This window comes from Kitasatospora sp. NPDC098663, from assembly GCF_044760075.1.
Lineage (GTDB): Bacteria > Actinomycetota > Actinomycetes > Streptomycetales > Streptomycetaceae > Kitasatospora.
On record NZ_JBIWAP010000027.1, the window covers coordinates 100,029 to 122,117 of the forward strand.

General features: G+C 71.0%; 25 protein-coding genes and 1 tRNA gene. 6 read left to right on the forward strand and 20 right to left on the reverse strand.

Annotated elements, in window-relative coordinates; genetic code table 11:
- Positions 1-421 precede the first annotated feature (421 nt).
- The gene (locus tag ACIQVZ_RS27095; RefSeq protein WP_402453355.1) at positions 422-2,848 is read left to right on the forward strand and encodes a transglycosylase domain-containing protein; all 2,427 of its coding nucleotides are present in this window, start codon (positions 422-424) and stop codon (positions 2,846-2,848) included.
- Between the two features lie 143 nt (positions 2,849-2,991).
- Here the strand turns inward: ACIQVZ_RS27095 and ACIQVZ_RS27100 are convergent, their stop codons facing one another.
- Positions 2,992-3,447 (reverse strand): GatB/YqeY domain-containing protein, encoded by a 456-nt coding sequence (locus ACIQVZ_RS27100; RefSeq protein WP_371518058.1) that lies wholly within the window; start codon positions 3,445-3,447, stop codon positions 2,992-2,994.
- Positions 3,448-3,645: 198 nt separating this feature from the next.
- On the opposite strand from ACIQVZ_RS27100, the gene ACIQVZ_RS27105 reads away from it, so the two are divergent.
- Both ACIQVZ_RS27105 and ACIQVZ_RS27110 read left to right on the forward strand, forming a co-directional pair.
- Positions 3,646-4,590, forward strand: a complete 945-nt coding sequence (locus ACIQVZ_RS27105) for a metallophosphoesterase (RefSeq protein WP_402453356.1) — start codon at positions 3,646-3,648, stop codon at positions 4,588-4,590.
- Positions 4,591-4,690: 100 nt separating this feature from the next.
- Positions 4,691-4,764 (forward strand) — tRNA-Pro (locus ACIQVZ_RS27110).
- A gap of 118 nt (positions 4,765-4,882) precedes the next feature.
- Here the strand turns inward: ACIQVZ_RS27110 and ACIQVZ_RS27115 are convergent.
- The 19 genes from ACIQVZ_RS27115 to ACIQVZ_RS27205 all read right to left on the reverse strand — a co-directional run bounded on the left by ACIQVZ_RS27115 (position 4,883) and on the right by ACIQVZ_RS27205 (position 17,906).
- Complete coding sequence (locus tag ACIQVZ_RS27115; protein WP_402453357.1) at positions 4,883-6,403, reverse strand: LacI family DNA-binding transcriptional regulator; 1,521 nt, start codon at positions 6,401-6,403, stop codon at positions 4,883-4,885.
- Between the two features lie 63 nt (positions 6,404-6,466).
- Complete coding sequence (locus ACIQVZ_RS27120) at positions 6,467-6,805, reverse strand: DNA-binding protein (RefSeq protein WP_402453359.1); 339 nt, start codon at positions 6,803-6,805, stop codon at positions 6,467-6,469.
- Positions 6,806-6,989: 184 nt separating this feature from the next.
- A complete protein-coding gene (locus tag ACIQVZ_RS27125) occupies positions 6,990-8,270 on the reverse strand; it encodes a DUF3631 domain-containing protein (protein WP_402453360.1) in 1,281 nt (426 codons plus the stop codon).
- Positions 8,267-9,205 carry a bifunctional DNA primase/polymerase gene (locus ACIQVZ_RS27130; protein WP_402453362.1) on the reverse strand — a complete coding sequence of 313 codons (939 nt, stop codon included), beginning with the start codon at positions 9,203-9,205 and terminating at the stop codon, positions 8,267-8,269. The genes ACIQVZ_RS27125 and ACIQVZ_RS27130 overlap by 4 nt, the downstream gene beginning before the upstream one ends.
- A gap of 62 nt (positions 9,206-9,267) precedes the next feature.
- Positions 9,268-9,555 (reverse strand): hypothetical protein, encoded by a 288-nt coding sequence (locus ACIQVZ_RS27135; protein WP_402453363.1) that lies wholly within the window; start codon positions 9,553-9,555, stop codon positions 9,268-9,270.
- A 17-nt stretch (positions 9,556-9,572) separates the two neighbouring features.
- Positions 9,573-9,962 (reverse strand): hypothetical protein, encoded by a 390-nt coding sequence (locus tag ACIQVZ_RS27140; protein ID WP_402453365.1) that lies wholly within the window; start codon positions 9,960-9,962, stop codon positions 9,573-9,575.
- A gap of 113 nt (positions 9,963-10,075) precedes the next feature.
- The gene (locus tag ACIQVZ_RS27145; RefSeq protein ID WP_402453366.1) at positions 10,076-10,558 is read right to left on the reverse strand and encodes a single-stranded DNA-binding protein; all 483 of its coding nucleotides are present in this window, start codon (positions 10,556-10,558) and stop codon (positions 10,076-10,078) included.
- Between the two features lie 118 nt (positions 10,559-10,676).
- Positions 10,677-10,829: a hypothetical protein gene (locus tag ACIQVZ_RS27150; protein WP_402453367.1), complete on the reverse strand. Its 153-nt coding sequence runs from the start codon at positions 10,827-10,829 to the stop codon at positions 10,677-10,679.
- 12 nt (positions 10,830-10,841) lie between these two features.
- Positions 10,842-11,267 (reverse strand): hypothetical protein, encoded by a 426-nt coding sequence (locus ACIQVZ_RS27155; protein ID WP_402453369.1) that lies wholly within the window; start codon positions 11,265-11,267, stop codon positions 10,842-10,844.
- A 32-nt stretch (positions 11,268-11,299) separates the two neighbouring features.
- A complete protein-coding gene (locus ACIQVZ_RS27160; protein ID WP_402453370.1) occupies positions 11,300-11,491 on the reverse strand; it encodes a hypothetical protein in 192 nt (63 codons plus the stop codon).
- Between the two features lie 219 nt (positions 11,492-11,710).
- Positions 11,711-13,753: a plasmid transfer protein TraB gene (gene traB / locus ACIQVZ_RS27165; protein WP_402453371.1), complete on the reverse strand. Its 2,043-nt coding sequence runs from the start codon at positions 13,751-13,753 to the stop codon at positions 11,711-11,713.
- A 139-nt stretch (positions 13,754-13,892) separates the two neighbouring features.
- A complete protein-coding gene (gene traA / locus ACIQVZ_RS27170; RefSeq protein WP_402453372.1) occupies positions 13,893-14,480 on the reverse strand; it encodes a plasmid transfer protein TraA in 588 nt (195 codons plus the stop codon).
- A 22-nt stretch (positions 14,481-14,502) separates the two neighbouring features.
- On the reverse strand, positions 14,503-15,042 hold the full coding sequence (locus tag ACIQVZ_RS27175; protein WP_402453373.1) for a hypothetical protein: 540 nt from the start codon (positions 15,040-15,042) through the stop codon (positions 14,503-14,505).
- 10 nt (positions 15,043-15,052) lie between these two features.
- Positions 15,053-15,442, reverse strand: coding sequence for an ATPase (locus ACIQVZ_RS27180; protein ID WP_402453374.1), 390 nt, complete (start codon positions 15,440-15,442; stop codon positions 15,053-15,055).
- A 48-nt stretch (positions 15,443-15,490) separates the two neighbouring features.
- Complete coding sequence (locus ACIQVZ_RS27185; protein WP_402453376.1) at positions 15,491-15,865, reverse strand: RRQRL motif-containing zinc-binding protein; 375 nt, start codon at positions 15,863-15,865, stop codon at positions 15,491-15,493.
- Complete coding sequence (locus ACIQVZ_RS27190; protein WP_402453377.1) at positions 15,862-16,230, reverse strand: hypothetical protein; 369 nt, start codon at positions 16,228-16,230, stop codon at positions 15,862-15,864. The genes ACIQVZ_RS27185 and ACIQVZ_RS27190 overlap by 4 nt, the downstream gene beginning before the upstream one ends.
- Positions 16,227-17,222: a DUF2637 domain-containing protein gene (locus tag ACIQVZ_RS27195; protein ID WP_402453379.1), complete on the reverse strand. Its 996-nt coding sequence runs from the start codon at positions 17,220-17,222 to the stop codon at positions 16,227-16,229. Before ACIQVZ_RS27195 ends, ACIQVZ_RS27190 begins: the two co-directional genes overlap by 4 nt.
- A 61-nt stretch (positions 17,223-17,283) precedes the next feature.
- Positions 17,284-17,658, reverse strand: coding sequence for a WhiB family transcriptional regulator (locus tag ACIQVZ_RS27200; protein ID WP_402453381.1), 375 nt, complete (start codon positions 17,656-17,658; stop codon positions 17,284-17,286).
- Entirely contained in the window at positions 17,658-17,906 is a 249-nt protein-coding gene (locus ACIQVZ_RS27205; protein WP_402453382.1) for a hypothetical protein, read from the reverse strand. Before ACIQVZ_RS27205 ends, ACIQVZ_RS27200 begins: the two co-directional genes overlap by 1 nt.
- A gap of 579 nt (positions 17,907-18,485) precedes the next feature.
- Between ACIQVZ_RS27205 and ACIQVZ_RS27210 the strand changes: the two genes are divergently transcribed.
- The 3 genes from ACIQVZ_RS27210 (at position 18,486) to ACIQVZ_RS27220 (ending at position 22,025) form a co-directional block, all read left to right on the forward strand.
- The gene (locus ACIQVZ_RS27210) at positions 18,486-19,274 is read left to right on the forward strand and encodes a GntR family transcriptional regulator (protein WP_402453383.1); all 789 of its coding nucleotides are present in this window, start codon (positions 18,486-18,488) and stop codon (positions 19,272-19,274) included.
- Between the two features lie 2 nt (positions 19,275-19,276).
- Positions 19,277-20,029 carry a glycosyltransferase family A protein gene (locus ACIQVZ_RS27215; protein ID WP_402453384.1) on the forward strand — a complete coding sequence of 251 codons (753 nt, stop codon included), beginning with the start codon at positions 19,277-19,279 and terminating at the stop codon, positions 20,027-20,029.
- A 628-nt stretch (positions 20,030-20,657) separates the two neighbouring features.
- Positions 20,658-22,025, forward strand: coding sequence for a hypothetical protein (locus tag ACIQVZ_RS27220; RefSeq protein WP_402453385.1), 1,368 nt, complete (start codon positions 20,658-20,660; stop codon positions 22,023-22,025).
- The last annotated feature ends 64 nt before the right edge of the window (positions 22,026-22,089 follow it).

Below are 22,089 nucleotides of genomic sequence, written 5' to 3' on the forward strand. Positions count from 1 at the left end.
CGGCGCCGTCCTCTCCCGTATCGAGGCTCCCCCACGGCGGCAACGGCATATTCACCGTTGCCAGTTGAGGACGTTACGGAAGAACGACAGCGAGCAACAGCCCCTCCGGGCTCAATCTCGCATGACCCGATTGGACTATGGGTACCGGTCAGCTCACTCGTTGGAGTGATCGCAGGTCGCAAGCCTTGCCAATCGCGGCGCGGCAACTCTCGCCACGCGTGTCATCACGGAGCGCTACCGTTCACACGGGTACAGCAGGCCACAGCTACCTCAAAAACCCTCTAATATCGGGCAATTCGGGCAAGTCTCTGCACTCACAAGAGTGAATGGTGTTGACGCACCGAAGCTGTCGCAAGCTTGTGACAAGCGTAGGGGAACACCTGCCCCTATGGGCGGGATTCCGGGACGTAGGGTTCTCCTCATGGCACCGAAGCGCCCCCAGGCATCCCAGCCCCCAGGCAACACCGGAGCTCCGCGCGATAAGCGCCGCGAGTCGCCGCTCGACATCGCGGGACACGGAGTGAAGTTCCTGGGCGTCAGCGTGCTCTCCGGAGTCCTGCTGGCAGGCCTCGCCCTGCCCGCCGTCGGCGCCATCGGGCTGACCGCCAAGGACACGGCGGAGAGCTTCTCCAACATCTCCGACGACTTCAAGACCCCGCCGCTCACCCAGGCGACGCAGATCTTCGACGCCAAGGGCGGCCTGATCGCCAAGGTGTACGAGCGCGACCGCACCGTCCTGACCGCCGACCAGATGTCACCGTTCATGCGGCACGCCCAGGTCGACATCGAGGACGCCCGCTTCTACGAGCACGGCGCCGTCGACCTCAAGGGCGTGCTCCGCGCCATCGGCAAGAACGCCGAGAGCGGCACCACCTCGCAGGGCGCCTCGACGCTGACCCAGCAGTACGTGAAGAACGTCAACGTCGAGAAGGCCGGCGACGACCAGGCCGCGGTGCTGGAGGCGCAGCGCAAGACCCTGGGTCGCAAGATCCAGGAACTCAAGGTCGCGATCAAGCTGGAAGAGGACCTGTCGAAGGACCAGATCCTCACCAACTACCTCAACATCACCTTCTACGGCCACCAGGCCTACGGCATCGAAGCCGCCTCCCAGCGCTACTTCAGCAAGAGCAACAAGGACCTGACCGTCGCCGAGGCCGCCACCCTGGCCGGCATGGTGCAGAACCCCTCGTCCTACGACCCGGTGCGCTACCCCGACAACACGGTCAAGCGCCGCAACGTCGTCATCGACAAGATGCTCGAGAACAAGCACATCACCGCGGACCAGGCCAAGGAGGCCAAGGCCGCCCCGCTGGGCCTGAAGTTCAAGGACCCGCAGAACGGCTGCATCACCGCCCAGGCCGGCATGGGCTTCTTCTGCGACTACGTACGCCACGTGGTCAAGCAGGACCCGGCGTTCGGCAAGAGCGCCGCCGACCGCAAGAAGCTGTGGGACACCGGCGGCCTGAACATCTACACCACGCTGGACCCGGACAAGCAGGCCGCCGCCCAGAACGCCGTCACCAAGAAGGTCAACGTCACGGACACGGTCTCGGCCGCCGCGACCATGATGGAGCCCGGCACCGGCAAGATCCTGGCCATGGCCCAGACCCGCCCGTACGGCCTGGACCCGAACAAGAACCAGACCGTCGTCAACCTCAACGTCGACTCCGCGATGGGCGGCGGCAACGGCTTCCAGACCGGTTCGACGTTCAAGCCGATCCTCGCCGCGGCGGCCCTGGAGTCGGGCCTGTCGCCCACCCAGCCGTTCCCCTCCGAGAACAAGATCGACTACCCGCAGATGACCACCTGCACGGGCACCTGGAGGAACACCGACAAGCCCAAGGCCACGGTGAAGAACGAGTCGGCCGGCGAGGTCGGCCCGTACGAGCTCAAGCAGGCCATGGCCCTCTCGGTCAACACCTACTTCGTGCAGATGGAGCAGCAGGTCGGCCTCTGCGCGATGAAGCAGATGGCCAACAAGCTGGGCATCACCCAGTCCGCCAAGGGCGACGCCTTCCAGGAGGTCCCCTCGATGGTCCTCGGCACCCTGGAGCTCAGCCCGCTGACCATGTCGAACGTCTACGCGACCTTCGCGGCCCGCGGCAAGTACTGCACCCCGATCGCGATCAACAAGATCAGCACGGTCGACGGCAAGGACGTCAAGGTCCCGCAGACCACCTGCAGCCAGGCCTTCTCCGAGCAGACCGCGGACGCCCTCAACACCGTCCTGCTCAACGTGACCGAGAAGGGCACCGCGGCCGCGCTCAAGCTCGACGACGGCCGGCAGATCGCCGGCAAGACCGGTACCACCGACGAGAAGAAGGCCGCCTGGTTCAGCGGCTACACCCCGTCGCTGGCCACCTCCGTCTGGCTCGGCGGCCCGGCCGGCGGCGTCAAGATGAAGAACATCAACATCGGCAGCAAGCACTTCGACGAGGTGTTCGGCGCCGACGGCCCCGGTCCGATCTGGCAGATCGCGATGAACCAGGCCCTCAAGGGCTCGTCCCCGGAGCAGATCCAGACCATCAACATCCCGGACCCGGCACCCAAGACCGACCCCAACGCCAACCAGACCGGCGGGGCCACGCCGCCGGCCGACCCCAACGCCAACCAGCAGCCCGGCGGCAACCCGCCGCCCCAGGGGAACCCCGGCGGCAACCCCGGTGGCAACCCGGGCGGAAACCCCGGCGGCGGCAACCCTGGCGGCGGCAACCCCGGCGGCGGCAGCAACAACGCCGGCGGGATGATCGGCGGCGGGTTCACCTTCCCGCCGGGCGTCATCGGCGGGAACAACGGTGGCAACGGCGGAAACGGCAACGGCGGCAAGCACGGCGGCAACAACGGCTGACCGGCCCCCGCCCGGGCACGGCACGATGAAGGGGCGCCCTCCGAGATCACTCTCGGAGGGCGCCCCTTCGGGCTTGGCCGACGGTGCCATCCGGGCCCCTGGCCGACCGGCGCCCCTCGGGCCTTCGGCTCTGGCGGCGGGGCTCAGCCCGTCAGCGCCGCCTTCACCGCGGCAGCCACCCGGCCACCCTCCGCCAGGCCGTCCACCTTCGGCTTCACCAGCTTCATCACGGCACCCATCGCCTGCGGACCGGCCGCCCCGCTCTCGGCGACGGCGGCCGCCACGATCGCGGTCAGCTCCTCGTCGGAGAGCTGCTTCGGCAGGTACCCCGCCAGCACCTCGCCCTCCTCGCGCTCCCGGGCCGCCTGCTCCACCCGGCCGGCGGTGTCGAACGCCTCCGCCGCCTCCCGGCGCTTCTTCGCCTCGCGGCCGATCACCTTCAGCACCTCGTCATCGGACAGCTCGCGCTTCGCCTTACCCGCCACCTCCTCGCTGGTGACGGCGGCCAGCGTGAGCCGGATGGTGGACGAGCGCAGCTCGTCCCGGTCCCTGATCGCAGCCGTGAGGTCCTCGTGCAGCTTCGCCTTGAGCGTCGTCATGGCCCCGAGTCTCCCACCTGCGACGTTCGGTCGCTTGCCATTAACCGGCCCGACGGCGGGCAACGGGCCCGCCGGCGGCCCGTCCTCGCCCTGCCGGCCCGGCACGCCGAACACCACCCCGGAGCGGAGCAGTCCCCCGTATCCGCGCACGGCCACCGGACGTTCACCGGCTGATCCACCGTCTGAGAGCATGGAGCGATGCGACCGCTGTACTCCGTTCCCCTCGGCTTCGCCGCCGCCGGCGCCGCCTGCCTCGCCTACTCCGTCGGGTACGAGGTCCGTTCCTTCCGGCTCCGCCGGGTCGAGGTCCCCGTCCTGCCCCACGGCGCCCGGCCCATCCGGGTACTGCAGGTCTCCGACATCCACATGGTGAGCGGCCAGGGCAAGAAGCAGCGCTGGCTGCAGAGCCTCGCCGGCCTGCGCCCCGACCTCGTCGTCAACACCGGCGACAACCTCTCCGACCCCCTCGGGGTCCCCGCCGCCCTCGACGCGCTCGGGCCCCTCATGGACTTCCCCGGCGTCTACGTCTTCGGCTCCAACGACTACTACGGCCCGGCCCGCAAGAACCCGGCCCGCTACCTCCAGGCGATGCGCAGCGGCGCCCACGGCCTCAACAACGCCGACGGCACCGGCCGCCGCGGCGTCACCGACGCCGTCCACAACCCGTGGGAGAAGCTCCGCGACGGCTTCGACGCGGCCGGCTGGCTCGACCTCACCAACACCCGCGGCCGGCTCACCATCGACGGCCTCGACCTCGAATTCACCGGCCTCGACGACCCGCACATCCGCCGCGACCGCTACAGCGAGGTCGCCGGTGGCCCCTCCCCCGACGCCGACCTCTCCCTCGCCGTCGTCCACGCCCCCTACCTGCGCGTCCTCGACGCCTTCACCGCCGACCGCTACCCGCTGATCCTGGCCGGCCACACCCACGGCGGCCAGCTCTGCATCCCCTTCTACGGCGCCCTGGTCACCAACTGCGACCTCGACGCCCGGCGGGTCAAGGGCCTCTCCACCCACCGGGCCGGCGGCCACCGCTCCTACCTCCACGTCTCCGCCGGCTGCGGCACCAACCGCTACACCCCCGTCCGCTTCGCCTGCCCCCCCGAGGCCACCCTCCTCACCCTCACCCCGGCCCCCCGCTGACCTGCACCGGACGCCCGCCAAGAAGCGGATTTCGTGTCTCGGCGAGCGTCCGGTAGAGTTCTACTCGTTGCGAAGGAGACGGAGCAACAAACCGCAGGACCGGGGTGTGGCGCAGCTTGGTAGCGCGCTTCGTTCGGGACGAAGAGGCCGTGGGTTCAAATCCCGCCACCCCGACCCAGTAAGACCAGATCAGGGCCGGTCTCCCGCAAGGGAGGCCGGCCCTGACTGGTTTTCAGGACCCTCTCTGGAGAAATCCTGGAGAAGATCTTGGAATCCGTCTCCAGGACGGCGCCTACTGGCGGCCCTTCAGAAGAGCCTCCAGCGCAGCCACCGGCGAGCCGGATCCCATCGCCCGGCGCTTCTCCAACGCCTCCTCCCACATCTCGGTGAGCGCGGCCATGAGCGACTTCCGCATCCCCGAGGTGATGTGGTCGTAGCGGGCCTGGACCGAACCGTCCTCGTGTCCCATCCGCTCGTCCATGAGCTTCGGCGGCGTCCCCGCTTCCCGCATCAGGGTTTTGTGCGTGTGCCGCAGCCCGTGCGGGGTCAGCCCCGGCGCGATCGGCAGCCAGCACATTTCCGAGCGGCCTGCCGCTCCGCGCCCGCGCGCCGGAATGCCCGGCCACGGGTCGGCGACCAGTGGCACTGGGTGGGCGTCGTGCTGGCCCCGCTTGGGGTAGGTGCCCGTGGCCGCCGGCTGGAACAGCCACGTGGCGAACCCCGAGCGCCGCCAGTGCGCCGCCAGCTCCCCCGACGCCGCGTTGCGGACGTAGCCGAGTTCGGAGATGGCCGCCAGCACCTTGAGCCGGGTCGGGTCCGCCACGGCATGGGGGCGGTTGAGCACGTTGGAGACCGTGCCGGTCGAGACCCCGGAGCGGCGGGCAACGTCGACCAGCTTCGCCCCCGGGCGGCTCGCGGACCCGTTGGCGGCGCCGTGGCCGCTGAAGGCGTAGGTCAGGCCGTGGCACTCGCAGGGCTTCGGCCGGGCGTGGGCGATGTGCCCGGCGACCAGTGCGCCGAGGAACCCGGGGCTGTCGATGTCCCGGTAGGAGTCATCCTTGGGCGGGCAGCGGTGCAGCTCCCCCGAGTCCAGCTCGTAAAGCTGCCACTCGACCCGGATGCCCTTGGGCCGGACGAACTCGGTCTCAAGGCCGACGATCTCGCCCCAGCGCATGCCCGTGTAGCCCTTGAGGACGAGCGCGACGAACTCGTCGTCCCGGCCGGACAGCAGCGCGGCCCGCTCCGCGAGCAGCAGGATCCCGAGTGCCGTGGTGACCGCCTTCTCCGGCCCCCGGTTGCGGGCGCGGCCGGCCCGCTTACCCCGGCCGCGCCGCTTGGTCGCCGGGTTGGAGTCGCGCAGGCCCTCTTCGACCGCGTCGGCGAGGATCAGGTGCAGTGTCGCCCTCCACGTCTTGACGCTGGTCGCCGCGTACGGAACCGCCCGTTCGCGCTTCTCCCACGCCGCGATGTCCGTCTTCAGGATGTCCGCAATGGCTACGTCCTCGAACGCGGGGAGCAGGTGCTCCTCGATGTGCCGCCGGTAGTTCTGCATGGTCGAGGCGGCCAGGTCCTGGGCTTCGTACCAGCGGCTGGCGTAGGCCCCGAAAGTGATCCGCTCCGGTACCGGCTCCAGTGCCGCCGCCTTCAGCCCCGCAAGCAGCTTCGCCTCCTCGGCATCAGCGGCCTTCTTCGCGGCGGCCTTGGTGCGGAAGCGGATGGCGTCGCCGCTGTCGTCGCGCACCGTGGAGTACTTCCCGGGCGCGGCCTTGTACCGGCCCCGCCAGTAGCTCCCGAGGTTCTCGGCGTATCCCAACGTGCTCTCCCTGCGGAAGGTGTGCCGCCCGGCGCACTCGCCGGGCGGCACGCGGTGGTGTGGTCAGGCAGCTTCCGACTGCTGGTGAAGCGCGGCGCGGTGCGGCACCCGCGCGCGCAGACGCACCGGGGCCTCAACCGGCTGCGGGGGCCGGGTCGGCTTGCTTGGGGCAGGCTCGGTCCCGGCGGGGCGGGGCGCCGGCGCCAGGACTGGTCGGCTCTCGTAGAGCCGAAGGATCTCGGCGAACTGCCCGGCCGTGAAGCGGTAGGACCGGCCGGGCTTGGTGAACGGAATGCGGCCGCGTCGGGCCTGCTCCTTCACCCACCACTCGGACACGTCGAGGGCTTTGGCGATATCGGCCGGGTGGAAGAGGGTCGGCAGCGTGCCCCGGTTCTGGGACAAGGTCAAGCCTCCAGATCATCGGTGCGAAGGAGGGGCGGGGGCACCTCCCCGCCCCCTTCTCAGGGATCCGCTACTGCCGCTACTGCCGCTACCTCCCTGGTCAGGGGCATGTTTTTGGTAGCGGATTCGGTAGCGGTAGCGGATTGGTGCCGCTCCCAGCGGGTGGCCGGGAGCGGCAGACGGCCTACAGCTGGGCGGCGGCCGGGGTGGCGGGTAGCGGATCGGTATCCGCTACCTCGGGCGTATCCGCTACCGGAAACAGGGCCCTGACCTGCGCGGTAGCGGCAGTAGCGGCAGTAGCGGATCCCTGGGAACGAGGGGGACGGGGCGGGCAGTACCGCAGCCACGCGTCGGCGAGGTCGGAGGCGTAGTAGCCCTTCGCGCTGCTCTTGGAGCCGGTCTTGATGTTGCGGGGCTTGATCGGGTCGTTGTCGGCGGTGACGTAGTCGCCGAGCATGCGGGCGAGGGCGCGGGCGGTGATCGGCTTGCCGTCGAGATCGGCCCAGGGGGCGTCGTCCAGCTCGGCGAGCCTGCCCAGGAGTTCGGCGCTGAGCATGCGCTCGGCGCCGTCGAAGATGTCGCGCAGGTCCGACAGCAGGCGGATGCCGACGGAGCCCTTGTCGTTGGCCTTGGCGGCGGTAACGAGCTGGACGCAGGCGGCGCGGGCACGCTCGGGCCAGTGGCCGCCGGCGGCGTCGGCGACGGCGAGCAGGGGCTCCCACACGTCGGCGGGCCGGTCGGTGACACCGTCGGGCATCTCGGGCAGGGTGTCCTGAAGGGTGGTCCGGACGGAGTCGGCCCAGGTGGCGAGGCGCTTGCGCAGGGCATGCCCCTCGGGTGCGGTGGTCCGCTCCCGGAAGGGCTCCACCTCCTCGTTGGGGGCCCGGCGGCGCATCCGGATGATGATCGAGCGGCTCATGATGGTGTCGGGCAGGTCCCCGAGGCCGCCCATGGCGAGGGCGGCGTAGACGGGGAACGCCTGAACCGTCTGCGTGCTGCCGTCGCCGACGCACCGGTGGACGACACCGGAGCGGCGGTGGCCGGAGTTGATGAGGCCGCGCAGGTCCTCATTGCCGCCGGCCTTCGGCCCGAAGGTGGTGTCCACCTCGTCGAACAGCACGGTGGGCCGGGCGTCGGGGTCGCACACGGACCGGAACAGGGCGGCCGGGGAGACGTCGGTGGTGAACATCGACCGGGGGGTGAGCGTGTCGATGATCTCCAGCGCGCGGGTCTTCCCGGATCCGGGCTCCGGGGAGAGGAACGCGATGCGCGGGGTCGACTCGAAGACATCGAGGAGGTGGGTGTGGGCGTCCCACAGCACGACGGCGGTGTAGGCGGCCTGGCTGGGGAAGACGTTGAAGCGGCGGTGGAAGGCTTCGACGGCGTCGAGCACGGCGGCGCCGTCCTCGGGGCCCGGCTGGCCGGGGGTCTCATTGCTCTTAAGGGGGGAGCCGGGGGGCGTCATGCGGCGGCACCAGCCGGGTTGTTGGCGATGGACCAGTTCAGGGCGTTGGTGATGGTCGCGTCGGCCTCGCGCGCGGCGAGGCCGGCCTGCTCCGCCGCCCCCTTAAGAGCGTTCTCGACCTCGGTGCGGCCGAGCTTGCCGTTGGCGACGAAGCGGCCCAGCGCGCGGGCGGCCCGGGTGAGGGTCCAGTTGCGGGTGCCCTCGGGGGCGGTGGAGACGTTGGCCGTTTCGTTGCGCAGGGCGGCGTCCACGTAGGCGGGCCGGGTGCCGGTGGTGCGGTGGCAGGCCCGGAGCACCGGGGCGGCGGGCCTCGGCGCAGGGGCGAGGAGGCGTGCGATCCAGTCGGGCAGCGGCGCCGGGCTGGTGTCGAGGACGACGTCGTAGCGGCGGTCGGCGACGCTGCTGCCTGCGGCGACGACGTAGCCGCCACCGGCCCGGGTGTCGATCAGCCAGCCCAGCCCGGACCCGTGCTGACCGGCGGTGTTGCGCAGGGCCAGCCCGGCGGGAGCGGTGAAGTAGAGGTGACGGCCGCCACTGGGGGTGACGACCGTGTAGGTGTCGGACGGGAAGGGCCGGCCGTTGCGCTCGCACAGCGCGTACAGCACGTCAAACCCGTCCGTCACCCGCTGCCTGGCCCACTCGGGGGGCACGGCGGCGTCGGGCTTGGGGGTGTCGAGGTCGATGACGGCCAGGCCGGACGGGCCGGTGGCCAGGCCGATCCCGTACGGCCCGTGCGACCAGGTCCGCCGCACGACGTCGGGGTCGAGGGTGGCGCGCTGCTCCCAGCCCTGGTGGCCGTTGACACAGGGGCCGGTGCGGGGGCAGGTGGCGACGGCGTGCAGGGCGGGGCGCTTGCTGCGGGGCAGCAGCGGGAAGACGTACCAGCCGCGTTCGACGGCGTTGAGGGCGGCGTTGAGCAGGGGGTTGCCGGTCACGGCGGTCCCTTCGAAGGGGAGGGCCCGGAGCCGACGCTGGTCGACCCCGGGCGGAGGGGGTGTCAGTCGGTCGGGCCGAGGTCGAGGGCGATGGGGAGCTGTCCGTCGCAGGCGGCGGCCGGGGCGGGCGGCATCAGGGCGTCGAGGGCGGCCTGGTGGTGCGGGTCGGAGAGCAGGCAGATGACGCGGCCGTCGGTGGTGACGAGCCACTCGGGGTCCGCGTGGACGAGGTCGACGGCGGCCTCGCGGGTGGTGCAGTGGACGGCGCGCTCGTCGTCGTGGTCGGAGCCGTAGGTGGTGCCGCAGACGTCGCAGACGGCGACGTGGCAGATCACGGCCTTGATGGACACGGAGTCCTCCCGGCGGGTCAGAGGTCGAACAGGGCGTCCGGCTCGACGGCCGGGGCGGCGGCGGTCTGCTGGGCTTTGGTGGTGCGGCGGGTGGCGTCGTGGCAGTGCCGGCACCAGGCGGCCAGCGCCCGCTTGGGCAGGGCGGCGGCCTGGTGCGGGGGCAGCAGGAGCGCGGCGGGGTCGGCCGGAGCGGCGATCAGGTGCACCCAGCTGCGTCCGTGCTTCGTCTGGTAGGCGCCGTGGACGGCGGGGCAGCGCCCGCCGTCCTTGCCGTGCGTGGTGCCGCAGGTACCGCGGCACTGGCAGCGGCCGGCGGCTGCGGCCATGACGGCCTGCCACAGGGCGGCACGGGTGGGGGCGACGGCGTCGTCGGCGATGACGAGCGTGCCGTCGGTGAACTGGGGCATGCTGGAGTCCTGTCTCTGAGAGGGGACTGGACGGGCCCCGCACGGCCGTTTTCTCTGCCAAGATTCGGCGGCTGCTGCGGGGCCCTCCGTGCTGTTCGGGGGTTGCGGTCCGGTTAGAACGGGGGCTCGGTCGAGCCGTCGGCCGGGGCGCCGCCCCATTCGCCGCCGGGCGCGGCCGGAGCGGCGGTGGACCACTGGTCGGCCGGGCGTGCGGCCGGGGCGCCGCCGCGCTGGGCCTTGGTGACCTTGGCGGTGGCGAAGCGCAGGCTGGGGCCGACCTCCTCGACGTCGAGGCCGAGCATGGAGCGGTTCTCGCCCTCGGGGGTCTGCCAGTTGTGCTGCACGAGGCGGCCGGTGACGACGACGCGCATGCCCTTGGTCAGGGACTCGGCGGTGTGCTCGGCCATCTCGCGCCAGGCGGTGGCGCGCAGGAACAGCGCGGTGCCGTCCTTCCACTGCCCGCTGGTCTTGTCGTAGGTGCGCGGGGTGGAGGCGATGGTGAAGCGGGCCATGGCCACGCCCTGCGGGGTGAAGCGGAGTTCGGGGTCGTCGGTGAGGTTGCCGACGACGGTGATCGGGGTCTCTCCCACGGACACGGTGCCTCCCAGGGCATCGGTGGTGTCGGGAGCGGGTCTGCCCGTCCCCCGCGCCGTCCGGGCTCCGGCCGCTGGCTGCGGCGGTGGTCCGGGCGGCACGGCGGTCGGCACAGGCCGGTCAGAACTCGCCGGTCTGGTGGGCGATGTAGCCGGGGCAGTACGAGTCGGGGCAGTCGCAGCCGGCGCAGTCGTTGCAGAGGTTCTCGCAGCACTCCTGGCACCACTCGTGGCCGGGGCAGTACGGGGACGCGCAGTCGTCGCAGTAGGGCACGGGTTCCTCCGGTCAGCGGTTGCAGTTGGTGACGTTGACGTTGACGTTCACGGCGCCCTGCCCGCCCCGGCCGCCGGCGCCGGAGCTGTTCTTGAGGAGGTAGAGGGCGCCGAGGGCGGCGACGAGTAGTGCGAGGCCGGTGGTGGCGGCGGCGAGGGTTTGGAGCAGGAAGCCGACACCAAGTCCGGCGCCGCCGATGCCGATGCCGCCGGCGAGCAGGCGGGCGGGCCACGGGTCGCGCAGCGGAACCGGCGCGGGGGGCTGGGCGGGCAGGTAGGCGAGGGGCGGGGCGGGGTGGTGGATCGGGGTGGGGAGCGGTGCGGTCGGGTGGTAGAGCGCGATCGGGGCGGGGGCGGGCGGGGTGGCGTAGTAGGGGGTGCCGTCCTGGGTGTAGAGCACCGGGGCGGCGTACGGCTGCGGGTGGGTGGTGTGGTCCACGGTGCTTCTCCTGTCGTCGGCCTGGCGGCGGGTCAGTGGATGGTGGAGGCGTAGTGGGCGAGGGCGGTCAGGGCGCTGTTGACGGGTCCGGCGAGGCCGGTGCCGGCCACGGTGAAGCCGGACAGCCACACGAGGACGGCGGATCCGGTGCTGACGCGCTGGGTGCGGACGAGGACGACGGTGATGATCGCGAACAGCAGGGCGGAGGAGACAGAGACGATCACGGCGGGGGTCCTTCCGGGTGCCCCGAGGCGGTTCCCGGGGCGTGGTCGGTCGGTGGAGGAGGGGGTGTCAGGGGCGTCACGGGGGAGGCGTCAGAAGCGTCAGGGAGGGGTGTCAGACGCGTCAGACACCCCTCGCGCGCACGCGCCACCCGGGGAAACGGGCCGTTCGGCGTCAGGGCCGTCTGACGCGTCAGACGCGTCAGGGCCGTCACGGGCGGGTCAGGCCGCGACCGGCTGGAGCGGGACGATCGCGTAGCGGCCGACCTCGTCGGTCTCCCGCAGACGGCCGGCGTCGACCATCTCGGAGACCTGTCCGGACACCCAGCTGCGGCCCCGGTGGAAGCGGTCGCAGTACTCCATGAAGTCGGCCGGGCCGACCTCGGTGCGGCCGGCGGCCTCGAAGTCGTCGAGCAGCTCGGTCATGATCTTCTTGGCCTCGTTCTTGCCGACCTTGGTGCGCGGCGGGATCTCGGGCGGGGCGATCTCCACCACCTGCTCGACGGGCGGGAGTTCGGCGTCCGGGTCGATCCACCCGTCGCCGTCGTCGGCGGGATCGGGGTCGTAGTCGTGGTGCACCGGGGCGTTCTCCTGGTCGTAGATCCCGTCCTCGTCGTCGTCCTCGGTGGGCAGGGCGGGGAGGGGGTGGCGGGTGCGCTGGGTGAAGGCGGGGCCGACCGCGGTCGCGGCGGCCTTGGCGGTGACGGGGTCGCACTGGGCGCGGAGGTGGGCGAACTCGGCGACGGCCCAGGTCATGGCGTCCACCGGGGTGAGGTAGGCGCGGCCGGGGGTGGCCCAGAAGGTCTCGGGGATGCCGTTGGCGACCAGGTAGGAGTAGCCGGGCTTCTTGTCCTTCCAGGACTGCGGGGAGGCGCCGGCGTCCAGGGCCTCGTCCGGGAGGGCGAAGCCGGCGTCGCGGTCGTCGCGCAGGCCGAACACCCAGCTGGAGCCGAGGGAGGCGCGGGTGTCGGTGCTCATCTGGGTGTGGGAGGCGCGTTGGAGGGAGACGACCAGGGTGATGCCGGCGGAGCGGGCTTCCTGGGCGATGCCGGTGAAGACGTCGTCGTCGGTCTCCCGGATGGTCTTGGCGGCCTCTTCGAACCAGGCGATCAGGTAGGGCATGCCGGGGGAGCCGTCGGCCTGGACCTCGGCGCAGGCGGCCTCCCACTGCTTGTAGCCGTACTTGGCGAGCCAGGACGTGCGGGCGGGGATCACGGCGCGCAGGGCGGTGATCATGGCCTTGGTGTCGTCCACGGTGAGCGCGGCCCAGTCGAGGGCGGGCAGCAGCGGGCCGAGGGTCTGTTCGGCCTTGGCCGGGTCGGACGCCCACACGATCGCGTCGCGGCGGGTGATGACCTCGGTCAGGGCGGTGAGGCCGCCCTCGGACTTGCCGGAGCCGGTCATCCCCATGATCAGCAGGTGCAGGGCGTTGCGGTGGGCGGCCGGGTCGCCGGGGAAGAACATCGCCATGTCGGCGCCGTCCTCGTAGATCCCGGTGTGGATCGGGTCGGCGATGGAGCCGCCCGGGTGCGAGGGGCCCGGGTAGGGGACGCCGGCCTTGAGCAGGTCGTGGGGCACGACGGTCAGCGTCGCGCGGGAGGAGTCGTCGGCCTCCGGGGTCATCCGCAGGGCGTTCCTGGCGACCTTGAGCGCGCCGGCGAGCCTCGGCAGGGCCTTGGACACGTCGTCCGGCGTCAACTCCCCTCCGGGAAGCTGGAGTTCGAACTCTGCCTTGTTTGGCTGGACCTTCGCGGAGGTGACCAGGGTCCGGGCCAGTCCGACCTTCTCCAGCAGGCCCTTGTCGCCGTCGTTCACCGCGCCCTCGGGGTTGACCCGCAGCAGCTGGCGGATGTTCCACGTCGCCGCGAGCGCCGTTCCCCCTATCAGGTAGAGGCCGGGCAGCGGCCCGGCGAGGGGTCCGGCGAGGGTGGCGGCGGTGAACCAGCTGGTTCCGGCGGCGACGGTGATGGCGGAGTGCAGTCGGCGCTGCTGGCTGGTTGGTCGGCCCGCCCACCAGGTGGCGGCGGTCAGGCCCAGCGAGGCGAGGGTGAGGCCGACCGCAGCGGCCGCGGACTCGCCCCACATGGCGTTCGCCGGGCCGGACAGGATGCCGGTGCCGGCGGCGACGATCCACGGCGGCAGGTAGGGCTTCATCCGGTGGAGCAGGTACTCGCCGACGCCGCCGGCGTGCTGGTTGGGGTCGAGGTGCAGGTAGCCGGCCTGGCCGGTGTCGAGCTGGGCGAACTGGGGCTGCTGGCGGCGCACGGGCGGCCTCCCTGGGCTGCGGGGCGTGGGGCGGTGTGGGGAGGGGGCCCGGCCCGGGGCAGCGCGCGACACAGCTCACCCGGTGCGGACCGGGGCGTGGGCTGCGCGCGCCCTGCCCCGGCCGGGGATCAGGGGTGGGTCAGCCGCCGAAGTCGAACTTGCGGCGGGGCTGACGCGGCCTGGCGACGCGGGAGATCTCCGGGTCGTACTCGCGCTGGAACGCGGCGTAGGTGCGGGCGATCTCGGCGGCGCAGTCCTTGGCGTCCTCGGAGGCCTTCTTCAGGTGCTTGGCCACCCGGCGGGCGCGGGTCAGGGAGCCGAACGGCATCCCGTCGGCGTCCGGAACCTCCTTGAGTACGGCGCTCAGCAGCTCGTAGGCCATGGCCAGTTCGAACGAGACCGCGGACATGGCCTTGCGGCCCTGCTCGCAGTAGTTGCGCACGTCGGCGTTGGTGAAGAACTCCGGGTCGCCGAGCGGGGAGTACTCGCGCCCGCCGCCGGAGCGCCCGCCCTCGGAGGGGGTGCCGATCGGGGCCGACCCCGCGCCGGGGTCGCCGGGGCCACGGCCGCCGCCGGCGTCGTAGCTGAAGTGGTAGGACGTGCTGCGGGTCCTGCTGGTGCTGCGGAAACCGGACGAATCGGGCCCGGGAGTGGCGCCGGGGCGCGGGGTGCCGGAGCGGCGCGGGGGCGGGAACGGGCCGCCGGGGTTGCGGGGAGGGGTGCTCATCTGTGCTGCCTCCAAAGGGAGTTCAGGCCTGCGGGAAGTCGATCGGGGCGGTCTTGCGGCGGCGCTGCCACCAGAGCGTCTGGGCGGTGACGGTGCCTGCCAGCCACGCGGCGGCGAGCAGGCCGTTCGCGGGGCCGAACCAGACCGCGACCGCGGCCCAGGCGAGGCCGGTCGAGCAGGCTGCGACGAAGCGGGTGCGGGCACGGGCCTCGCGGCGCACGGTCGAGCGCGGGTGACGACGAACGACCAGCACCCACCCGGCGGGCAACAGCACGGCCGGGACAGCGAGGGCGAGTGCGGTGGCCGGGACGGCGGACAGCACGCCGGCTGCCGCGAACGCCCCGATCCCGGCCCAGACCGGGGCCCACGCCACCCGGCGGCGCCACAAGGCGCGGCCGGTCGCGAGGGCCAACCGGCCGCTCAGGGAGGGCTGGTGAGGGACGACCAGCACGACCGGGGCGGTGCCCCGGCCGAGGTCGAGCACGTGCGCGGCGGGAGCTCCCCGCCGCCTGAGGCCGCGCTGTGCGGGTATCTGGACCTTGGTGGTGCGGGTGCGGCTCATGACGGCTCCTTCAGCGGTCGGCGACGGGCTTGGCCAGGTCGCGGTGGCCGAGGTGGACGGTGATGCCGGTCTTGCCGAGGCGCTTGGCCAGGGCCATCGCCACGGTGGGCGCGCGGTGTCGCCCGCCCGCGCAGCCGACAACGATGTTCAGCGGCCCCTCGACCGGGCCGGCGTCGAACGCCTCGGCCAGCAGCGCGGTCGCCCCGATCAGCTCCCGGACACCGGGGGTCTCCAGCACCGTCCGGCGCACCGGCAGGTCGTCGGCGGTCATGTGGCGCAGGTCCGGGGAGACGTGCGGGTCGCGGAAGTGGTGCCGCAGGTCGAGCACGAGGTGGGCGAAGGCGGGCGGGGCGCCGTGGAGGTAGCCGAAGCTGACCAGGCGGATATCGGTCAGGGCCATGGCGGGGGTCTCCTTGCTGAGGGGCAGCGGAGCAGGTCAGGGGAGGTTTCAGGCCGCGAGGGCGGTGTTGTCGGCACAGGTCAGGCAGGTGCCGAGGTGCGCGGGGAGCACGTAGCCGGCGTCCTGACCGCAGGCGGGGCAGGTGCGGCGGGCGGCGTTGGCCCTGTCGAGGGCGGCGGCCTTCGCGGGGGTCATCGGCCGCACGGGCTTGGCCAGCGCGAGGCGGTAGAGGTAGGCGGGGCGGGTCCCGCCGTAGCGGGAGCGCCACATGATCTGGGCCACCGGGTCCTGCCCGCCGGGACGCAGGCCCTTGGCACGGAGCTGGCGGCGGGTGAAGAGGCCACGCGGCGCCATGTGCCACGGGTAGGTGGGCGTGCCGCCGTGGCGGGCCCCGTCGGGGTCCCAGTGCCGCGGGCGGCTCACCGCTCGCCGCCCCTGGCGGCCTCGGGCAGCTCGAAGTAGCCGACCAGCCTGATCGGCGTTCCGGCGTAGGTGGTGGTGACGTCGAGCCAGGCGAAGGTGCCCGTCGTCGCGAGGTCGACGCCGGCCGGGTCGAGGCCGAGGGCCTGGCGCCACTGCTCGAAGTCGGCGAGGGAGGTGGAGCAGTGGAAGCCGAGGGTCAGGCCCTCGGTGAGGACCGGGGCGCCCGCAGCGTCGCGCTCATCGGCGACGACGCGCTCGCTGGTGATCCTCGACGCGGGCAGGTCGGAGTGAGTGGTGAAGAGGGCGAGCAAGACGCCGGCCGCGTTGATCTGGGCGCTGGCCGTGGTGGTGTCGGTGGTGGTCACGATGCCTGCTCCTCGACGCGGGGGGCGGTGGTCTCTTCGGTGATGACGGGGACGGCGTGCAGGGGCCGGTCCGACTGGGTGGCGCGCAGTTCCTGGTAACGGGCAGCGACCCAACCGGCCGACCAGCCGGTCAGCTCGGCCGCCCGGCGCTGCGGGATGCCGAGCGTCACGGCGGTCTGGACGGTCAGCCGCGCCTGCTCTTCGGGCAGCCGCCCGGTTGCGGCGGGAGCGGAGAGGAGTTCCTGCCGCAACCGCTCGGCCTCCTGCTCGGCGGCGCGCTCACGCTCACGCTCACCGCGCTCACGCTCGCTCGCCTCGTGCTCACGGCGCTGCCGCTCGGCGCGCTCGGCGTCCTCGCGCCAGCGCTGTTCCTGGTGTGCGTCGCCGGCCATCTGCCGCTCGTGATCGCGCTGCGACTGGGCCATGCGCTGGTCGTGCTCACGGCGCTCACGCTCGCGCTGGTCGGCCCGATCCTGCTGGGCCTGCCGGTCCTCACGGTCGCGCTGGTGGCGCTCTTCGACGCGGCGGTCGCGCTCGGCCTGCTCATCGTGCTCACGCTGCTCGCGGACGGCCAGCGCGGCGGCGATTGCCCGCCGGTAGGCGAGTGAGGTTTCCGCCGTGACGATCAGCAGCAGCGGTGCCACCGAGTGAACCGCGACGCCGACCTTGTCGTGATCCAACGCGCTCTGGCCTACGTTGAGCAGCACCGTCATGGCGCCGGTCATCCAGCGCAGGACGACCGGCCACCGGCCACCCTCGCCGCCGATGCGGGCGAGCGTGCTGTCCAGGAGGACCACGATCACCACCGCCGCGTCCACGACTAGCGGCAGGATCGGGGCCGTCCACCCCCAGTCCTTCGGGGTGTGGTGGGACATCAGGGGAGTGACCGTGAGCATGCTGTAGAGGACTGCGCCCAGCGTGATCGTCCACGTGCCCACGGCCAGCGCGCGTTCGGCCGAGCGGATCTGTTCCCGGTCAATCGGCACCCTCACCGTGACCACCACCGGGTGCGCGGTGAGCGCGGCGTGAGCACGGTGAGCATCGGGGTGGTCATCAGAGAGCACCCCCGGCGGTCAGCTGGGCCCGGGAGCGGGCCGCCCGCCGCAGCAGGCTGTTGCGCTCACGCTCGTTCAGGCCGCCGAAGATGCCGTGCGGCTCCCGGCGCTCCAGCGCGTCGGCCAGGCACATCGACTTCACGGGACACCCGGCGCACATCATCTTGGCGCGGCGCTCGGCCCACTCGGCGGTCTCGGGCCCCATCTCCTCGGGGTCCGGGAAGAACAGCGCGGTGTCGCTGTCGGCGCAGGCGGCGCCGCGCAGGTCGCTGTCCGGGTTCGGCCGGTACTCGGCGAGCACGGTGGCCTCCGGGCGGGCGGCCAGGTGCGGGGTACGGGTCGCGCCGCTGATGATCGAGCGGAGCTGGGCCATCACGCCGCCGCCTTCCAGGTCAGCACCCGGCGGCGCTCGGCGGTGCGCATCAGCGCGGAGGCGAAGCTCGCGGCCGGCGCGGGCAGGTCCCGCAGGATGTCCCGTGCGGCGTCGAGCCGGGCCAGCCGCTCCTCGGCGGACTCGTCCACGCTTCCGGTGAACAGTTCGGCGTCGACGCCGAAGCCGAGCGCGAGTTCCGCGAACTCGGCGGCCGTAGTGGCGTCCTGGCCTGCGACAATCAGTTTCATGGGTCGTGTCCTTCACTCGGACGGCCCTGAGCGGTCCCGGTGTTGCAGCACCGGGACCGCAGCCGCGCTAGGGGTCGAACGCCGACGAGCGTCCGCGGAAACCCGACGTACCGCCGCCGAAGCGGCGAGACGCCGGGCACCGTGATCGCTGGTCGCAGCCTCACCGGCCGATGGCTCGGCGAGGCGACCTATGTCTCTTGCGGTCGATCGGATTCATCTGGACACCTCCTGAGGTCGAGCGGACAAGGGAAACGCACTGCAAGGGGGGCCGTGCCCCCACTCTCCGGCCGTTGCTCGCGGTCGCCGGGCCACCTCGCCAGTCAGGGCCGAAGCCCCTATCCCCTGGCCTTTGCGGAGATTGCAGCGTCCTCCGCCTCAGCTCACAGGCACCCTGGAGGGCTGCTAGCAGCCCTCCAGGTGCATCTGTGCAGGTCAAGCAAGCCCTAAAGTCATGTTGAGGACTTGTCCTCAACTCCTCTTTAGGAGCTGAGACGACTATGACGGACTCTCAGGAAGTCGTCAACTCCTCTTGAGGACTTATCCTGGTCGGGTCGCGCAACGAAGGATGGTGGAGCCGCCATGGCGAAGGTGTACGAGCGGATCGCAGACGCCCTAAGGCAGAGGATCCGCGCAGGTCAGCTCAAGCCCGGGGAGAGGTTGCCCGCTGAGACGGCCCTAGCGGAGCAGTACGACACGAGCGTTCCGACCATCAGGCAGGCCACCGGGGTCTTGGTTGCCGAGGGCCTGATCGAGAAGCAGCACGGCCGGGGCACCTTCGTCCGGAAGGAGCCGACCAGGGTGGTCCGAGACAATGCGCGACACCAATGGGAGAAGGACCGGGCGCGCGCGTCCGAGGCCGAGCGGCTGACCACGGGAGCGACCGAGCGCGACACGGGACTAACGATCAACGATCTGGTCTTCGAAGCGAGTTACGAGCAGGTACCCGCCGCCGGCGGGCTCGCGGAGGAGTTCGGTGTCCCTGAGGGCACGACGCTGCTTCAACGGACGTACCGAACGAGGTACCGGGAGGAGCGCACGCCGCTCAACCGCTCGCAGTCGTACTTGGTCCTCAGCATGATCGAGGGCAACCCTGATCTCCTTCGGGAGGATCAGGAGCCGTGGCCGGGTGGAACTCAGAACCAGCTCTGGACCGTGGGTATCGAGCTGGATCGCGTTGTGGAGACATTCCAGGCCCGGCCCCCCACGCCGGAGGAGGTCGAGGAGTTGGGCCTGCCGATGGGCGTGTCGGTGATCATCCTGCGCAAGATCGGCATCGACACGACCGATCGGGTGGTAGAGGTGGCCGACGTCGTGCTGCCGGGCGATCGCACACAGCTGGCGTTTACGACCAAACTGGCAAGGTGGTGAGCATGACCCAAGTCATCTCTGTCATTACGGCTGTTCACGGGCCGTCTGCGTCTTACCTGTCGGACGCCTACAAGTCACTGCTGGCCCAGGAGCTGCCGGAGGGCTGGAACTGGCAGTGGGTCATTCAGGAGGACGGGGAGACCGATGACGTCGCCCCCCATGTGCCGGACGACCCCCGCGTTACCTTCGGGCAGGGGCGACACGGCCGGGCCGGCGTGGCCCGCACGATGGCGCTTTCCCGGGCCATCGGGCAGTACGTCAAGGTGCTCGACGCCGACGACATGCTTGTTGAAGGCACGCTTGCACGGGACCTTGTAGCACTCCGGCGACCCGGAATCTGCTGGTCGACGTCGCGGGTGCTTGATCTCCTCCCAGACGGTTCGACTGTGGGGTTCGACCAGGATCCCCCGGAGGGGCCTATCGAGCCTGGGGCAGTGCTTGAACACTGGAAGGCACACGACTTCCGCGCTCAGGTCCACCCTGCGACCCTGTGCGCGCGACGTGATCTCGTGCTCGCCCTTGGCGGCTGGATGGCTCTGCCGGCGAGCGAGGACACCGGCCTTCTCATGGCCCTGAACGCCGTCAGCCGTGGTTGGTTCTCGGTCGAGACCGGCCTTCTCTATCGCAAGTGGCCGGGGCAGAGCACGGCGTCCAGCGCGCACGTCCACGAAGCCGAGAGGTCTGCGCGGATGGCGGTCATTGAGGCGCGGGCACGGGCACTCGCAGCACTCGACGGCTGGCGCATCGAGCACTGACCCAGAGCGTCGAACGGCCAGGGCCACAGCATCGGGGCCGCTGTGGCCCTGGCCGTTTCCAGCAGCGACTGCGAGCCTGCCGCTCTGGAGAAATCCTGGAGAAGATCTTGGAATTGAGGCCTCGGCCTGCCGCCGCGCACCAACGCAAACCAACACTCTGAGCTGTACGTTTGGAAGAAGGGGCAGATGGGCGACTTTGCAGGGCCTAATTCGGGACGAAGAGGCCGTGGGTTCAAATCCCGCCACCCCGACCCAGCACAGAGGGCCCACCGGAGAAATCCGGTGGGCCCTCTGGCGTTGTGCGTGACTACGTGAGTGACTGGCCCTCACGATCTTCCGCAAGCAGATCCCCCATGGCCGTCGCACCGGTCTGGACCACCGGGCGGACCTACTTCCGATAGGCCTCCCTCGTGACGGCCGCGCCGATCGGGCAGTACGTGGCGGTGGGTTTCGGGCTGCCCCGTCGCGGGCCGCCGGCTGGGGAACGGGCACGGGGTCCGCCGCAGGTCACGCAGGGTGGCGGACAGCGGCTCTTGTGGAGCAAGGATCCTCCCGGGCTCATCCATAGGATCATCTGCACCGCGTGACTACGCTGTGGCTCTACGACAGTGGGGGAAGGGCGAGTGCCATGACAGCGTGGATTCTGGTGTGCAACCCAGCGAGGTTCCGTATCGACGACCTGCGGGCAGACAACGGCGAGTTGGACTCCTGGACAGTCCGGCGCTACCTCAACGAGATGCAAGAAAGCGATCCGTTCGCACTGTGGGTGAGCGGTCCAGGCGGTGGTGTCATGGCGCTTGGCGAGCTCACAGGTGAGCCGCGCTGGAGTGGCGACGAGAGGGCGGACCATCAGTACTGGGTAGAACCGCCTGGCGCCCGGGACGCCGTGCCGTTGAAGGTTGAGAAGTGGCTGGAATCCCCAATCCCGCGAGCTTGGTTCATCGACAATGAAGTCTTCGCTGGTGCCGGAATCCTGTCCCAGCCGTTCGCCGGAAATCCCCACCGCCTCACAAACGAGCAGTGGAACGCGCTGGCCACCAGGGCTGAGCAAGCCGTAGCCTCTGGGCTGGACAGCGAGATTCCGGCAGGCGATGGCTGGCACCTCCAGCCGGGCGATCAGATCCGCCGAGTCGAACTCCACGACCGCTATGGGGGCAGCCGTCAAGGAGGGATTAGCCCGTCATCGCAGTCCAAGAACGTTCTGTTCTTCACGGACGCCAGCACGGGCGAACAGCACGGCTATGACGACCTCTGGGAGTCTGACGACCATTTCCGCTACACCGGTGAGGGGCAGAGCGGCGATCAGGTCTTCGCCAAAGGCAACAAGGCCATCCGGGACCACCTCCGGGACGGTCGACACCTTCGCCTCTTCATCGGCAGCCGGGGCATCGTCCGCTACGCGGGTGAGTGGATCCTCGATCCCAACGAGCCGTACTCATGGGGCAGCGCCAAGTCCACGAACGGCGGACCAAAGCGGAAAGTGATCCATTTCCACCTGATCCGGCTGGGGGCCGCGGTAACTGCCCCAGGCGTACCAGTGGGCAGTGACTACCGCGTCGAAGACGAGACCACCGTTCCAGCACCGGCTGCCCCAAGCACCCCGGACCCGGCGCTGGTGGGGCGAAATCTCAGCATGCATCGGCAACTTCAGAACGCGCTCGCCAAGGAGGTGCAGGCCCGTGGCATGAAGCCACTGTCGCCGACTCCAGCCGACCCCGCCTTTGATATCGCTTGGCACGACGGGGACACACTGACGGTGATCGAGGTGAAGTCCTTGCGACCCGAGAACGAGTCTCATCAACTGCGCACTGGAATAGGGCAGTTGCTTGACTATGTGGACCAGCTTAGTGCGCGAGCCTCGCGGGTTCGTGGAGTCCTCTGGTTGGAGCGGACGCCGCTGGAAGAACGCTGGTTGGGCATCTGTGAACGCGCCGGGGTGGTACTTGCGTGGCCGGGGGCAGACGCCAAGGTCTGGGAGCAGCCGCCGGCCCTCTGACAGTGATGATGTGACTGGTGGTTCTGCTGATGAGCCTGACTCGCCCTCTGACCGTGGCCAGCAG

What these genes read in the sequence shown, in the direction of transcription:
- ACIQVZ_RS27095 (WP_402453355.1), top strand. Translation starts at nt 422, where the DNA reads ATGGCACCGAAGCGCCCCCAGGCATCCCAGCCCCCAGGCAACACCGGA.
- ACIQVZ_RS27100 (WP_371518058.1), bottom strand. Translation starts at nt 3,447, where the DNA reads ATGACGACGCTCAAGGCGAAGCTGCACGAGGACCTCACGGCTGCGATC.
- ACIQVZ_RS27105 (WP_402453356.1), top strand. Translation starts at nt 3,646, where the DNA reads ATGCGACCGCTGTACTCCGTTCCCCTCGGCTTCGCCGCCGCCGGCGCC.
- ACIQVZ_RS27125 (WP_402453360.1), bottom strand. Translation starts at nt 8,270, where the DNA reads ATGACGCCCCCCGGCTCCCCCCTTAAGAGCAATGAGACCCCCGGCCAG.
- ACIQVZ_RS27140 (WP_402453365.1), bottom strand. Translation starts at nt 9,962, where the DNA reads ATGCCCCAGTTCACCGACGGCACGCTCGTCATCGCCGACGACGCCGTC.
- traA (WP_402453372.1), bottom strand. Translation starts at nt 14,480, where the DNA reads ATGAGCACCCCTCCCCGCAACCCCGGCGGCCCGTTCCCGCCCCCGCGC.
- ACIQVZ_RS27175 (WP_402453373.1), bottom strand. Translation starts at nt 15,042, where the DNA reads ATGAGCCGCACCCGCACCACCAAGGTCCAGATACCCGCACAGCGCGGC.
- ACIQVZ_RS27180 (WP_402453374.1), bottom strand. Translation starts at nt 15,442, where the DNA reads ATGGCCCTGACCGATATCCGCCTGGTCAGCTTCGGCTACCTCCACGGC.
- ACIQVZ_RS27200 (WP_402453381.1), bottom strand. Translation starts at nt 17,658, where the DNA reads ATGGCCCAGCTCCGCTCGATCATCAGCGGCGCGACCCGTACCCCGCAC.
- ACIQVZ_RS27205 (WP_402453382.1), bottom strand. Translation starts at nt 17,906, where the DNA reads ATGAAACTGATTGTCGCAGGCCAGGACGCCACTACGGCCGCCGAGTTC.
- ACIQVZ_RS27210 (WP_402453383.1), top strand. Translation starts at nt 18,486, where the DNA reads ATGGCGAAGGTGTACGAGCGGATCGCAGACGCCCTAAGGCAGAGGATC.
- ACIQVZ_RS27215 (WP_402453384.1), top strand. Translation starts at nt 19,277, where the DNA reads ATGACCCAAGTCATCTCTGTCATTACGGCTGTTCACGGGCCGTCTGCG.
- ACIQVZ_RS27220 (WP_402453385.1), top strand. Translation starts at nt 20,658, where the DNA reads ATGACAGCGTGGATTCTGGTGTGCAACCCAGCGAGGTTCCGTATCGAC.